The following is a 13,605-nucleotide window of genomic DNA, read 5'->3' as shown; positions in this document are numbered from 1 at the left end:
ACCATACAAACCTGATTCAACTAACGCAACAGGAGTTGTTTTTGGAACCTCAACGACGACCCGGCGGACGCAGCAGCCGGGTACGGGAGGCCGTACTGGACGCGACGACGGCCGAACTCGCCGAGCACGGCTACCAGGGCCTGAGCATGGAATCCGTCGCCCAGCGGGCCGGGGTGCACAAGACCACCGTCTACCGGCGCTGGCGCGGTCCGGAGGGTCTCGTCGCCGACGCACTCGACCGCGCGGCCGGACAGTCCTGGCCGATCCCGGACACCGGCAGCCTCGCCGACGACCTGTGCGGACTCACCGAACTGCTGCGCACGGGCTTCACCGATCCCGAATCCGCTCCTGTCGCAGCGGCTTTCGTCACCGCGGGCATGCAGCACCCGGACGCGGCCGCGGCACTGCGCAGCTTCTACGCGGCACGGCATGCCGAGGCGGCGGTGATCGTCGAACGGGCCATCGCGCGCGGGGAACTCGCCCCCGGCGTCGACGCAACGGAGATCATCCGGCTCGCGGTGGCTCCCCTGTTCCACCGGCTGTTCATCACCCACGAGCCGGTCACCGCCGCCCACGCCCGCCGCGCCGCCGATGCCGCGGTCACGCTCGCTCAATCAGCGTGGGCCGCAGAATCTTCGGTTTCGTAGACGACAGCGAGCCCCGCCATGAGTTCGGCGGTGCTCGCTGTCGGAGGACTATCAGTCTTCGTAGGCGTCCAGCGGCGGGCAGGAGCAGACCAGGTTGCGGTCACCGAACGCACCGTCGATGCGGCGCACCGGCGGCCACACCTTCGGACGGGTGTGGCCGATGCCCCGCGGGTAGACCGCGACCTCACGGCTGTAGGGGTGGTCCCACTCGCCGACCAGGCTCGCCGCGGTGTGCGGCGCGCCGCGCAGCGGATTGTCGGTCACCGGCCACACGCCGGCGCCGACCTGGTCGATCTCACCGCGGATGGCGATCATCGCGGCGATGAACTCGTCGAGCTCCTCGAGGTTCTCGCTCTCGGTGGGCTCCACCATCAGCGTGCCCGCCACCGGGAAGCTCATGGTTGGCGCGTGGAAACCGTAGTCGGCCAGGCGCTTTGCCACATCGTCGACGGTGACACCGGTCTGCTTGGTGATCTCGCGCAGGTCGAGGATGCACTCGTGGGCGACCATGCCGTTCTCGCCGGTGTAGAGCACCGGGAAGTAGGCGTCGAGGCGGCGGGCGATGTAGTTGGCCGAGGCGATCGCGGTCAGCGTCGCCTCGCGCAGGCCCTCGGCGCCCATCATCCGGATGTAGGCCCAGGTGATCGGCAGGATCGATGCCGAACCGTAGGTGGCCGCCGACACCGCGTGCGAGCCGGCTTCGCGGGGGTCACCGGGCAGGTACTGGGCGAGGTGCGAGCGCACCGCCACCGGGCCGACGCCGGGACCGCCGCCGCCGTGCGGGATGCAGAAGGTCTTGTGCAGGTTCAGGTGGCTGACATCGCCGCCGAACCGGCCCGGACGGGCGAGCCCGACCAGTGCGTTGAGGTTCGCGCCGTCGACGTAGACCTGGCCGCCCGCGTCGTGCACGAGCGCGCACAGCTCGGCGACCTCGTGCTCGTAGACGCCGTGGGTGGACGGGTAGGTGATCATGATGCAGGCCAGCCGGTCGGCGTGGTCGGCGATCTTGGCGCGCAGGTCGTCCAGATCGACATCGCCGTTGTCCCGGCACTTCACGACCTCGACGCGCATGCCGACCATGGCCGCCGAAGCCGCGTTGGTGCCGTGCGCGCTCGACGGGATCAGGCAGGTGTCGCGGTGGTCGTCGCCGCGATCGAGGTGGTAGCGCCGGATGGCGAGCAGGCCGGCGTACTCGCCCTGGCTACCGGCATTGGGCTGCAAGCTCACCGCGTCGTAGCCGGTGATCTCGGCCAGCCACTGCTCGAGGTCGCCGATGAGCTTCAGGATGCCGGGCACGTCCTCGGTGGGCGCGAACGGGTGCAGCCGGGCGAAACCGGGCCAGGTGATGGCCTCCATCTCCGCGGTCGCGTTGAGCTTCATGGTGCAGGAGCCGAGCGGAATCATGCTGCGGTCCAAGGCGATGTCCTTGTCCGACAGCGAGCGCAGGTAGCGCAGCATGGCGGTCTCGGTGTGATGGCGGGTGAACGCCGGATGGGTCAGGTAGTCCGAGGTGCGGGTCTCGATCGCGGCGGGCTGGGTGCTCGTGGCATCGGGAGTCCGTGCGGTACCGAAGGATTCGACGACAGCGGCGACATGCGCGTCGGTGGTCGCCTCGTCGCAGGCGATCGCGACGTGATCGGCGTCGACCAGGCGCAGGTTGATGCCCTGCGACTTCGCCTTGGCGACAACGGCTTCCGCGCCGCCGGGCACGTAGGCCAGCACGGTGTCGAAGAAGTTGTCGTGCACCAGCGCGGCGCCGATCCCGGACGCGACGGCCGCGGCGTGCCCGTGCACCCGGCGCGCGATGGCGCGCAGCCCGTTGGCACCGTGGTAGCTGGCGTACATGGCGGCGACGATGGCCAGCAGCACCTGCGCGGTACAGATGTTGGAGGTCGCCTTCTCACGGCGGATGTGCTGCTCCCGCGTCTGCAGAGCCAGGCGGTAGGCCGGGGCACCGTCGGCATCGACGGACACACCGACCAGGCGACCGGGCAGCTGCCGGGCGAACGCGGTGCGCACGGCCAGGTAACCGGCGTGCGGGCCGCCGAAGCCCATCGGCACACCGAAGCGCTGCGTGGTGCCGAAGCACACGTCGGCGCCCTGTTCACCGGGCGGCGTGATCAGCGTCAGCGCCAGCAGATCGGCACCGGCGGCGACGAGCGCGCCACGCTCGTGCGCGGCCGCGAACAGCGCGGTGTAGTCGACGATCCGGCCGGAGGCGCCGGGAGTCTGCGCGATCACGCCGAAGAACTCGCCCTCGGGCAGCTCGCCGGACGACAGATCGGCCGCGACGATTTCGATGCCCAGCGGCTCGGCCCTGGTGCCGATGATGGTCTTGGTCTGCGGGAACAGATCGGTGTCGAGGACGAGCCGGTTCGACTTGGACTTGCCCGCGCGGCGCAGCAGCGTCATCGCCTCGGCGGCCGCGGTGGCCTCGTCGAGCATGGAGGCGTTGGCGACATCCATGCCGGTCAGATCCGAGACCATGGTCTGGAAGTTGAGCAGCGCCTCGAGCCTGCCCTGACTGATCTCGGGCTGGTACGGGGTGTAGGCGGTGTACCAGGCCGGGTTCTCCAGCAGGTTGCGCACCAGCACCGGCGGGGTGAGCGTGTCGTAGTAGCCGAGGCCGATCATCGAGGTGGCGACGGTGTTGGAGTGCGCCAGCGCGGCCAGCTCGGCGAGCACCTCGTGCTCGGTGCCCGGCGCGGGCAGCGCGCCGAGGCCGGACTCGTCGAGGATCGTCGCGGGCAGTGCCTTGGTCGCGAGTGCGTCGATCGAGTCGACGCCGACGATCTCGAGGATCCGGGCGAGCTCGCCGGAATCGGGTCCGATGTGGCGGTCGGCGAACGAACGGGTCACGGCAGCTCCAAGGTCGGGCGGGTCGACCATGTGGTCGACGGGTACCAGCCCTCCCCCTCTGTCGTGGCGCCTGAGAGATTCGGTGACCCGGCCGCGAACAGCCGTGCCCCTTTCCCCGTGGGCGGGCAGCCTGAAGCCACCGCTTTCCAGAGGCGTCGAATCACCGTGCGGTCCCTGTTGCCTGAGAGATTGACGGGGAGGTGCTGCTCCTTCGGCGCCCGGACTCTCACGAATCCAGGACTCTCCCGCACGGCGGCGACGCGCCATCAAGTCTAGATGCAGCAAACCCCCGGCCGCGCCACCTGGGGCACGCCGGGGGTGTAGTCCTCGTCACTCAGCCGGTTTTACGGTTCTCCCGCACCTTGCGCCGGAAGGACAGTTCGTCCTCGGGCCGGTCGGTGATCTCGGTGGCTCGCTCGGCCGGGAAGTCGGCGATCGCCCCGGTCAGTTCCCGCATGGCGCCGCTGACCGCGATTCCGAAGACGCCCTGCCCGCCCTGCAGTAAATCGACTACCTCCTCGGGCGAGGTGCACTCGTACACCGTGGTCCCGTCGGAGAACAGCGTGATCCCGGCCAGATCCGGCACCCCGCGGCTGCGCAGATGATCGACCGCGATCCGGATGTTCTGTAAAGAGACACCCGCGTCCAGCAGCCGCTTCACGATCTTGAGGACCAGGATGTCCTTGAACGAGTACAGCCGCTGACTGCCCGAACCCGCGGCGCCACGGATCGACGGCACGACCAGCCCGGTGCGGGCCCAGTAGTCGAGTTGACGGTAGGTGATGCCGGCGACCTGACACGCGCTCGGCACCCGGTAGCCGACCAGATCGTCCGGAACCGAGTCGTCCGGGAACAAGCCAGGCTGCACCACATCCTGCGATTGCTCTTCCACTGACCACTCCTTGCTCTGCCGACGTTCTCGAAGTACCGGAGTCACGACGGATGTTGCCCGACTTTCGAGGTTACTCCTGCCATTGTCGGACCTGCACCGTTGTCGCACCAAGCACCGCGCGCGGCGATTCCCTCGACCTCTACTTCAGGTCTAGAAGATCGGGAAGTGAATCAGCTGTCCGTCGCCTTGAAGTCGTCGGGCGAGACCGACTCGAGGAACTCCTTGAACTTCTCGACCTCGTCCTCGCGCTCGTCCGGCATCACCAGCCCGGCCTCGGCGAGTACCGGTTCCTCGGCGAAGATCGGGCAGCCGACCCGCAGCGCGATCGCCACCGAATCCGACGGCCGGGCCGAGACCCGCAGATCGCCGTCGAAGACGAGATCAGCGTAGAAGGTGCCCTCCTGCAGATCGACGATCCGCACTTCCTTGAGGGTGTGCCCGAGTTCGGTGATCAGAATCTTGATCAAATCGTGAGTGAGCGGACGGATCGGGGTGACCCCCTCCTGCTCGAGCACGATCGCCGTGGCCTCGGCCTGCCCGATCCAGATCGGCAGGTATCGCTCGCCCTCCGCTTCCCGCAGCAGCAGCACGGGCTGGTTCTGTGGCTGCTCGACACGGATGCCGATTACGCGCATCTCGCTCATGCGTTGTCCTGCCTCCCATACTCGCCGTCGGCCGGCACGACAGCTGCCCAGCTCGCCGTACCAACGAGTCTAGGCGAATTCCGGTCGGTGCAACGAGGACGTCCGAGCCGAAATCGGCGTGTTGCCGGGGTGATACCCGATCCGGTGGCCGGGTGTGTCAGTTGCCGAGTGCGGCGCGTACGGCCGCTGTCACCAGTGCCGCGTGCAGGTTCAGCGACAGTGCCGCCAGTTCGCGGACGGTCTCCTCGGCGCGGGCGCGCGCGTCGGCGTCGCGGCTCTTGGCGATGGGCGCGGCGATCTGGGCGACGAGGGCGGCCTCGCGGTCGGCGGCCAGTTTGAAGGCGCGCAGATGCCGGGCCTCCAGGCCGAATTCGGCCATCGATTTGGCCGCGTGCGCCAGCGTCACCGCGTCGGATTCGAAGAAGCCGCCCGCGCCGGGGACGATCAGACCGGCGCGCAGCAGGTCGTCGAGAAACTTGTCGTCGATCCCCGCCTTGGCGAGCAGATCGGCGCGGGTGAGGCGCACTCCGACGTCGACGCGTAGTTCGTCCGGCGTGATCTCGCCGGGGACGACGCCCAGTGTGCGCAGCGGTGCCGGGCCTGCGCCGTCGGAGTCCACGCGCGCGGCGCCGGACAGCGACTGCCCGGCCTCCGCGGCGCTGAGGTGGGAGTGCGCCCTGGCGCGCGCTTCACGCACGCCCAGGGTCGCCGCACCACTGTCGATCGCTTCGAGTTGCTCCTTGATCACCTTGAGCGGCAGGTACTGATCGCGTTGCGCGGTCAGCACGAAACGCAGCCGTTCGTAGTCGGCCACCGAGAACCGCCGGTATCCCGACGGTGTCCGCTCCGGCCGGATCAGGCCCTCGGATTCGAGGAACCGGATCTTGGAGATGGTGATATCAGGAAAATCTGGTCGCAGCAGGTCGAGCACGGAGCCGATCGACATCCCTCCGCGCGCCCACTGCGCCGCCCCTGTCACAGCACTGCGCCCTTCGCGAGCACCAGCACCGTAGGGGTCATCGCGACCCCGCGCCCGACGCCGACTCGTTCGCCTGCGCGCGCGGACCGGTCAGGAAGACCAGCCGGAACTTGCCGATCTGGACCTCGTCGCCGTTCTGCAGCTCCGAGGAGTCCACCGGCTCCCGGTTGACGTAGGTGCCGTTGAGGCTGCCCACATCGACGACCTGGAACGAGTCGTCGTCCTGACGGAACTCCGCGTGCCGACGGCTGACAGTGACGTCATCGAGGAAGATGTCACTGTCGGGGTGTCGACCGGCCGAGGTGGTCGGCTGATCCAGCAGAAAACGCGAGCCCGCGTTCGGGCCGCGCTTGACCACCAGGAGGGCCGCGCCGACCGGCAGGCCCTCGACGCCCTGAACCGGCTGTTCGCCGGTCGGCTCTCCGGAGCGCGACGCGTCGACCTCGTTGAGGAAGTCCGCGCGGAAGACCGACGTCGTCTCGGCCGCGGTCTCCCCGTAACCCGGGTCCCTGTTCTCGCTCACCGTTTCTCTCCTCCTCGAACCTGATTATCCATGCAAGCAGGTGCTGTATTCGGCGACACGACCGGCGCGATCACATCGCCAGGAAAAGATCCCGGCGTCGATTCCCCGACGTATCCGCTTGGCTTTGACCGTACCCTGCCGGGGCGCACCCGTGCAGGGAGAACTGTGAAGGCTGCTTCAGCCCCCGATAACTCCTTGATAACCCGCCGCATCCAGCAGTTCACCGAGGGCGGAATCCAGCGCCGCCTCCTCGTCGAAGGCGAGCTCGAACAGCCAGCCGTCGTCGTACGGATCGGTGTTCAGCGTCTCCGGTTCCTGCACCAGAACTTCGTTCACCGCAACGACTTTCCCGCTCAGTGGAGCGTAGATGTCGGACACACTCTTGGTCGACTCGACCTCGGCGATGCTCTCGCCGGTGGTCACATCCTTGTCGACCTCGGGCAGCTGGACGAACACGACGTCACCCAGCTGTGACTGGGCGTAGTCGGTGATGCCCACACGAACCGCCGTGGGGCCGGTCCGCCGCACCCATTCGTGCTCTTCGGTGTAGCGCAGATCCTCAGGGGTCCGGGTCACAGGACGTCCTTTCGTCGTCAACGTTGCACGCAACAGTATCGACTAGCTCCCGCGGTGCGGCACAGGCGGTATCGAACGCGCGACCGCGACCGCCAGCCCCACGTAGAGCGCCCCGGTCCACACATACAGCGCGGTGCCCCAGATCAGCAGTGCCCAGCCGAAGGCCCAGCCGAAACCCGCCCCTGCCCAATCCATCTCCCCCGTGAGCAGCCACGGCAGGGCCGACATCAGCGCGAAGGTGGCCGCTTTACCGAGGTAGATCACCTCGGGGGCGGGCAGTTCACGGCGTTTGTATACCGACAAGGTCACGGTGAGGATCAGATCGCGACCGATCAGGATCACCGCGATCCACCACGGAATCAGCCCGCGTGCGACGAACGCCACGAGCGTCGTCACGAGGTATAACCGGTCGACGAGCGGATCGAGCAGGGCACCGAGCCGGGAGGACTGGTCGAGCAGCCGGGCGAGTTTGCCGTCGAGGAAGTCGGTGAAGCCCTGCGCGATCAACAACGCGAACGCCCAGCCGTCGGCATGGCGGACCAGCAACAACCACAGGAATACCGGGATGCCGATCAGCCGGATCAGGCTCAGCACATTGGGCACGGTCAGGACGCGATCGCTGAACACGCCACCGGTTGCGGTGTCGTTGGTGCCCGGCGTTCCCGATTCGGTTGCCACGCCCCTGCATACCGCACCGACCCCCGCTCGCGCCATCCGGCCACGCCGAAACTTCCGGCCGCGTTCTGTTGCCCTGCGGTCGCGGTGCCTGTCCGGCGTCGAACCGCTAACCTGGGCACTTGTGTCCGACAGTGGTTTAGATCTGCGTACCTACGTCTCCGCCGAGGACGCGCGCGAACGCGGCCGCGCCGCCAGGGAACGGGTCCCGGTGTCCGCCCGCGACCGGGCGGCCGAGAGCCCGGACCGGCCGAGTGTGCTCGAGTTCGTCGAGGCGAGCAACCGGGGGCGGATCGAGCGCCTGATCCCGCTGCGGATCGGCCGGATGACCGCCTCGCCGTTCACCTTCTTCCGCGGCGCCGCCGGCCTGATGGCCGCCGACCTCGCCGCGGGACCCGACAGTGGGCTGCCCGCCCAGATCTGCGGTGACGCCCATGCCGCGAACTTCGGTCTCTACGGCACCCAGCGCGGCGAGATCGTCATGGACATCAACGATTTCGACGAGACCGTTCTCGGGCCGTGGGAATGGGATCTGGAACGGCTCGCCGCCAGCCTCGTGCTGGCCGGGCGCGAGGGCTGCGCCGACGAAGACGACTGCGCGCGCGCCGCGCGCGATGCCGCCCGCTCCTACCGCCGCACCGTCGCCGAACTCGCGGACATGCCGTTCCTGCAGTCCTGGACCGCGATGCACGACGAGTCGATCCTGACCGAGGCCAAGGCCGAGGATCTGCTCGACGACTTCAAGAAGGCCGCCAAGAAGGCGCGCAAGAACACCAGCGCCAAGGTCGTCGCGAAGTGGACCGCGCACCTCGACGATCACGAGACCGATATCAGCAAGCACCGGTTCGTCAGCGATCCGCCGATCCTCACCCCGGTCGAGGAGCGGGTCGCCGAGGCCGTGATCGACGGGCTCGAGCGCTACGCGGGCACCATCCGCGAGTCCCGGCGCAACCTGCTGGCCCGTTTCGCGGTCTCCGATGTGGCGTTCCGGATCGTCGGCACCGGCAGTGTCGGCCTGCACAGCTATGTGGCGCTGCTGCACGGCAACGACGGCGAGGCACTGGTGCTGCAGGTCAAGCAGGCGAATCCGTCCGCGCTCGCGCCGTTCCTGCCGCCCGCGGCGCCCCGGCACGAGGGTGAGCGCATCGTGGTCGGCGCGCGCAGCGTGCAGTCCGAGACCGACATCCTGCTCGGCTGGACGACGATCGAGCTCGACGGCTCGATCCCGTTCATCGTGCGCCAGTTCCGCAATCTCAAGGGCAGCATCGACCCGGCCGGGCTCTCGGCCGGCGATCTCGACGACTACGGCAGGCTCGCCGGGGCGTTGCTGGCCAGGGCGCACTCCCGCTCGCTCGACCCGCGCACCCTGGCCGGTTATCTCGAAGCCGACGACGACAAGTTCGACGAGGCGATCGCCCGCTACGCGGTGCGCTACGCCGACCGGACCGAGGCCGATCACGCCGAACTCGTCGCCGCGGTCTCGGCGGGCAAGATCGAGGCCGAGCCGAGCTGAACACCGGCCGTATCTTCCCCGGCAACCGCCGGTCATCGAGCTACGATGTACGCCAACGGTTCTCGGCCCGCGGCGCCAACGACCCAGAAGGGCGGACTCCATGCTCGTGCGCGTGCAGAATGCGGCAGGCACCGATGCCGAGCTGGCACTGATCGATTGGCTGCGCACCTGGAAGGATCCGTCCAGCCCGCACGGCGTCGCCACGATCAACTGCAGCTTGTTCCAGGACGACCGGCTACATCAGTTCGACGCGGTGGTGTGGACGCCGACCAGTTGCGTGGTGATCGAGGCGGAGACCTTCACCGCGCTCCAGGACGGTGTGCTGGAGATCCCGCTCAACGGTCCGTGGATGGTCTCCGGCGAGCTCGCGCGGTTCGCGGGCGCCGAGAAGTCGACGCCGCTCGAACGCTCCCGTGAGCACACCTTCGCGCTGCAGAACTATCTCGCGGCGCGTGGGCTCGGCCAGCGCGCGGTACACGGGCTCGGCGTCATCGTGCCGATGCCGGGCGCGCAGATCGACGTGCACCAGGGGTGGAGCGATCCCAGCTTCGACGTGATCGTCACCGACGATCCGCACCGGCTCGAACAGTACTTCGAGATGCTGGCCGCGAAGGAACACAACCTCTGGACCGCCAACGACATCGCCATCGCGTTCCGCGGCCTCGGCATCCTGCCCTATCTGCCCGCACCCCAGGATCTGCTCAACGAGGGCTTCCTCGGCCCGATCGATGTGACCCTGTGGCACGGCGGCCCCACCCAGGCCCAAGCCGAGCAGTACGCCGACGAACAGGCACAGCTCGAGCGCGAACTGGCGAACCGCGGTCTGGTTGCGCCCTGGTACAGCCCGTGGAAGCTGTATCCGCGGGTCGACGGTGATCTCGACTTCGGCCGTGCGTTCCTGCGGATCACGCTCGCGATCGGGATGATCATCGCGATCGTCTGGGTGCTGTGGTTCGTGGTGACCGCGGTGCTCACCTACGGTCCCGCCTGAGCCACCGCTGGTCGTCGCGTCCGTGATCGAGGAAGTGTCCGCGCGTACCGCCGTCCGCGCGACGGCGATCGGTGTGGGTGCCGCTGTCACGGTCGCGGTCCCGCTGACGTTCCCCGCCGACGACGGACCGACCGACCTCGACTCCGCGGTGGCCGACCCGATCGCCGACGCGATCTCCCCCGGCCTCGCCGAGGTGCTCGTCGCGCCGAGCAGCGGGCCCGTCGTGCTGATCCTGTTGCTCGCGGCATTCGGCTGGTTCGCCCTGCGGCGGCAGTGGTGGCAGGCGATCACCATGCTGGTGGTTCCCGAGGTCGTGCTGGCGATCAACACCTGGCTGCTGAAACCGTTGTGGGACAGGCAGCTCCACGACTACCTCGCCTATCCGAGCGGCCATACCGTCCATCTCGTCGCTGTCGCAACGACTTTCGCGTGCCTCGTGCCGAACCCGAAGGCGCGGATCACGATCGCGGCGCTCACCGTGCTCGCGCTGGTCTCGATCACACCCGGCATGGTCGAGCTCGGCTACCACCACCCCACCGATGTGCTCGGTGGGGCGGCGGCCGCCGCGGCGATGGCGATCGGGCTGTGCTGGCTCGCGGACCTGCTGCGAGCCAGGACGCGCGACTAGTTCCGTTCGAAGACGCTGGCGTCGTGCAGCATTTCGGCGCGCAGCATCTTCTCGGGCACGCCCATCGCCTCGACCAGGGTCAGCGCGTCCGGGCGCAGCCGGTCGACGAGTTCGTTGACCCCGCGGCGCACTGCCTTGGCCCGTTCCACCGACATGAACCGGTGCATGATGTACCAGGCCAGGTTCTCCTCCAGCGAGGCGTACACGTAGAGGTCGCAGACGGTTTCGGCGAGCGCCTTGGCGTCGGGGTCATCGATGGTGGCGATCCCGTCCACGAATTCCTCGAGCACCAGCCGGTCGATGTGCGCGGCGCCTGCGGCCAGGATGTGGTCCTGGGCATTGTTGAACGCCTCGAACGGGCCGGTGTCGGCGGCCCTGGCGCGCAGCCGGTGCGCGGCGGTCCGCAGCAGGTAGTCCTCGCGATCGGCGAACAGCTGCAGCTGCACCGAGCGCTTGGACAGGTCGCCGTCGTCGACGCTGTCGTCGCTGCGGTCGCGCAGGGTCTGGATCAGCTGGCGGACACCGGATCGTTTGCGCACCACATCGCCCGCCATGGTGGCGGCGAACTTCACCCAGCCGAGGGCGTCGAGATCGCGGACCTCGTCGGAGTAGGCGGTGAGCAGCTCCTTCGCGACGAGCTGGGTCAACACGACATTGTCACCTTCGAAGGTGGTGAACACGTCGGTGTCGGCCTTGAGCGTGACGAGGCGGTTCTCGGTGAGATAGCCCGCGCCGCCGCAGGCTTCGCGGCATTCCTGGATCGCGCGGGTGGCGTGCCTGGTCTGGGCGACCTTCAGGCCGGCGGCGCGCTTCTCCAGCGCGCGCTGGGCGCCGGATTCGGTGTCCTTGCCGGACTGGATCAGGTCCATCCGCCGCACCAGGTCGTTCTGCGCGAAGGCCAGCGCGAACGACTTGGCCACCAGTGGCAGCAGCCTGCGCTGATGGCTGCGGTAGTCCATCAGCAGGGTCTCCTCGCCGGTGTCGGGATCGGCGAACTGACGCCGCGCAAGCGCGTAGCGCACGGCGATACTCAGTCCGACCCGCGCGCCCGCCGCCGCGGCGCCGCCGACGCTCACCCGGCCGCGCACCAGCGTGCCGAGCGTGGTGAAGAAGCGACGGCTGGGGTTGTCGATCTCGGAGGCGTAGGTGCCGTCCGGGTCGACATCGGCGTAGCGGTTGAGCAGGTTCTCCCTGGGCACCCGGACCTGGTCGAAGACGATGCGGCCGTTGTCCACCCCGGGCAGGCCGCCCTTGATGCCGTCGTCGTAGGTGGTCACGCCGGGCAGGTCGGCGCCGCGCTCGTCGCGGATCGGGACCAGCAGGCAGTGCACGCCCTTGTTCTCGCCGCCGGTGATCAGCTGGGCGAACACCGCCGCCATCCGCGCGTGCACGGCCGCGCCGCCGATGTAGTCCTTGCGCGCCGACGGTGTGGGGGTGTTGACCACGAATTCCTGGGTGGCCGGGTCGTAGGTGGCGGTGGTCTCGATATTGGCGACGTCGCTGCCGTGTCCCGACTCGGTCATCGCGAAGCAGCCGAGCAGGTCGAGTGAGATCAGCCGCTTGATGTAGTCGCGGTGGCGTTCGGTGCCCAGGTTCTCCACCGCGCCGCCGAACAGTCCCCACTGCACACCGGATTTCACCCACAGCGACAGGTCGGCGTAGGCCAGCATCTCCAGGCCGATGACCGCGCCGCCCGGATCGCCGGTGCCGCCGTTCACGGGCCGGAACCCGCGTTCGGCGTAACCCATGGTCGCGATGACCCGCATCTGGTCGAGTACGCGCGCCCTGGCCGCGTGGATGTCGAGTTCCGGGTCGCCGGTGAAGCGGTCGTCGGCGAGCTGGACTCGCGCCTGGTCTCTCACCGCGCGCCACGGTCCGTCCAGCGCTGCGCGGAGATGTTCTGCCGTCGTCGTTGTGCCGGTAGCCATGTCTTCGACCCTAGCCGCGTCGCCGACGGGGTGGCGGCCCGAAACTCGCCGATACAGACTCTTGCTCGACGATTGAACAGTCGTTTAGTATATTGAACATGTGTTCAGCCAACAGCCCGTACCGCAAGGACCCTCCCCCGACCTGACCACCGCTGCCCGGATCCGCGATACCGCGATCGACCTGTTCGGAGAGCAGGGTTTCGGTGTCGGCGTCCGGGCGATCGCCGCGGCAGCCGGAGTCTCACCCGGCCTGGTGAATCACCACTTCGGCTCCAAGGACGGCCTGCGCGCCGCCTGCGACGATCGTGTGCTCGAGATCATTCGCGACGAGAAGCTGCGAGTCATCCGCTCCGCGGGCCCTACCGGGATGCTCACCGCGATGGCCGAGATCGAGCTGTACGCCCCCCTGGTCGCCTACATGCTGCGCAGCTTCCAGGCCGGCGGCGCTCTGGCGGAATCCCTGCTGGAGCACATGATCGCCGACGCCGTGCAGTACACGCAGACCGCGGTCGAGGCGGGCCAGCTCAAACCGAGTCGCGATCCGGCGGCCCGGGCCAGATACATCGTGCTCTGCCATGTCGGAGCCATGAACCTCTACCTGCAGCTGCGAATCCAGCGTGAGGGAAAACTCGACTACCGCAAGGCGATCCGGGACCTGTCCGACGAGATCACCTTCCCGGCCCTCGAGCTCTACACCCAAGGCATGCTGACCGATTCGACACTGCTCGACAGCCTCATCGAGGAGTAGAC

Annotated in this window: 13 protein-coding genes and 1 riboswitch; of the genes, 5 read left to right on the top strand and 8 right to left on the bottom strand. The window is 68.4% G+C overall.

Features of this window, described 5'->3' with window-relative positions; all coding sequences use genetic code 11:
- Positions 1 to 41: 41 nt before the first annotated feature.
- The gene (locus tag ACWF82_RS09890; RefSeq protein WP_452499798.1) at positions 42 to 647 is read left to right on the top strand and encodes a TetR/AcrR family transcriptional regulator; all 606 of its coding nucleotides are present in this window, start codon (positions 42 to 44) and stop codon (positions 645 to 647) included.
- Positions 648 to 698: 51 nt separating this feature from the next.
- Here ACWF82_RS09890 and gcvP read toward each other — a convergent pair whose 3' ends face one another.
- The 7 genes from gcvP to ACWF82_RS09855 all read right to left on the bottom strand — a co-directional run bounded on the left by gcvP (position 699) and on the right by ACWF82_RS09855 (position 7,798).
- Positions 699 to 3,536, bottom strand: a complete 2,838-nt coding sequence (gcvP, locus tag ACWF82_RS09885) for an aminomethyl-transferring glycine dehydrogenase (RefSeq protein ID WP_452499796.1) — start codon at positions 3,534 to 3,536, stop codon at positions 699 to 701.
- A gap of 128 nt (positions 3,537 to 3,664) precedes the next feature.
- Positions 3,665 to 3,764: riboswitch (glycine riboswitch) on the bottom strand.
- A gap of 76 nt (positions 3,765 to 3,840) precedes the next feature.
- Positions 3,841 to 4,398, bottom strand: a complete 558-nt coding sequence (locus tag ACWF82_RS09880; RefSeq protein ID WP_189034281.1) for a MerR family transcriptional regulator — start codon at positions 4,396 to 4,398, stop codon at positions 3,841 to 3,843.
- A gap of 170 nt (positions 4,399 to 4,568) precedes the next feature.
- The gene (locus tag ACWF82_RS09875; RefSeq protein WP_379033723.1) at positions 4,569 to 5,042 is read right to left on the bottom strand and encodes a bifunctional nuclease family protein; all 474 of its coding nucleotides are present in this window, start codon (positions 5,040 to 5,042) and stop codon (positions 4,569 to 4,571) included.
- A gap of 157 nt (positions 5,043 to 5,199) precedes the next feature.
- Positions 5,200 to 5,988: a transcriptional regulator FtsR gene (gene ftsR / locus ACWF82_RS09870; protein WP_452499794.1), complete on the bottom strand. Its 789-nt coding sequence runs from the start codon at positions 5,986 to 5,988 to the stop codon at positions 5,200 to 5,202.
- Positions 5,989 to 6,058: 70 nt separating this feature from the next.
- Entirely contained in the window at positions 6,059 to 6,544 is a 486-nt protein-coding gene (odhI, locus tag ACWF82_RS09865; RefSeq protein WP_110041099.1) for an oxoglutarate dehydrogenase inhibitor Odhl, read from the bottom strand.
- A 177-nt stretch (positions 6,545 to 6,721) separates the two neighbouring features.
- Entirely contained in the window at positions 6,722 to 7,120 is a 399-nt protein-coding gene (gene gcvH / locus ACWF82_RS09860) for a glycine cleavage system protein GcvH (protein WP_379308096.1), read from the bottom strand.
- Between the two features lie 42 nt (positions 7,121 to 7,162).
- Entirely contained in the window at positions 7,163 to 7,798 is a 636-nt protein-coding gene (locus tag ACWF82_RS09855; protein WP_452499792.1) for a CDP-alcohol phosphatidyltransferase family protein, read from the bottom strand.
- 121 nt (positions 7,799 to 7,919) lie between these two features.
- On the opposite strand from ACWF82_RS09855, the gene ACWF82_RS09850 reads away from it, so the two are divergent.
- The 3 genes from ACWF82_RS09850 to ACWF82_RS09840 all read left to right on the top strand — a co-directional run bounded on the left by ACWF82_RS09850 (position 7,920) and on the right by ACWF82_RS09840 (position 10,927).
- Positions 7,920 to 9,308 (top strand): DUF2252 domain-containing protein, encoded by a 1,389-nt coding sequence (locus ACWF82_RS09850; protein WP_452499790.1) that lies wholly within the window; start codon positions 7,920 to 7,922, stop codon positions 9,306 to 9,308.
- 112 nt (positions 9,309 to 9,420) lie between these two features.
- Entirely contained in the window at positions 9,421 to 10,299 is an 879-nt protein-coding gene (locus tag ACWF82_RS09845; protein WP_452499788.1) for a nuclease-related domain-containing protein, read from the top strand.
- 22 nt (positions 10,300 to 10,321) lie between these two features.
- Positions 10,322 to 10,927 carry a phosphatase PAP2 family protein gene (locus ACWF82_RS09840; RefSeq protein WP_452499786.1) on the top strand — a complete coding sequence of 202 codons (606 nt, stop codon included), beginning with the start codon at positions 10,322 to 10,324 and terminating at the stop codon, positions 10,925 to 10,927.
- On the opposite strand, the gene ACWF82_RS09835 is transcribed toward ACWF82_RS09840, so the two are convergent.
- Positions 10,924 to 12,855: an acyl-CoA dehydrogenase family protein gene (locus tag ACWF82_RS09835; protein WP_452499784.1), complete on the bottom strand. Its 1,932-nt coding sequence runs from the start codon at positions 12,853 to 12,855 to the stop codon at positions 10,924 to 10,926. The two genes, ACWF82_RS09840 and ACWF82_RS09835, sit on opposite strands and share 4 nt — an antisense overlap.
- 100 nt (positions 12,856 to 12,955) lie before the next feature.
- Between ACWF82_RS09835 and ACWF82_RS09830 the strand changes: the two genes are divergently transcribed.
- The gene (locus ACWF82_RS09830; protein ID WP_452499782.1) at positions 12,956 to 13,603 is read left to right on the top strand and encodes a TetR family transcriptional regulator; all 648 of its coding nucleotides are present in this window, start codon (positions 12,956 to 12,958) and stop codon (positions 13,601 to 13,603) included.
- Positions 13,604 to 13,605: the final 2 nt, after the last annotated feature.

It is taken from the genome of Nocardia sp. NPDC055053 (assembly GCF_053608285.1).
The sequence above is the reverse complement of the archived record's forward strand: the minus strand, read 5'-3'. Positions and strand labels throughout refer to the sequence as shown.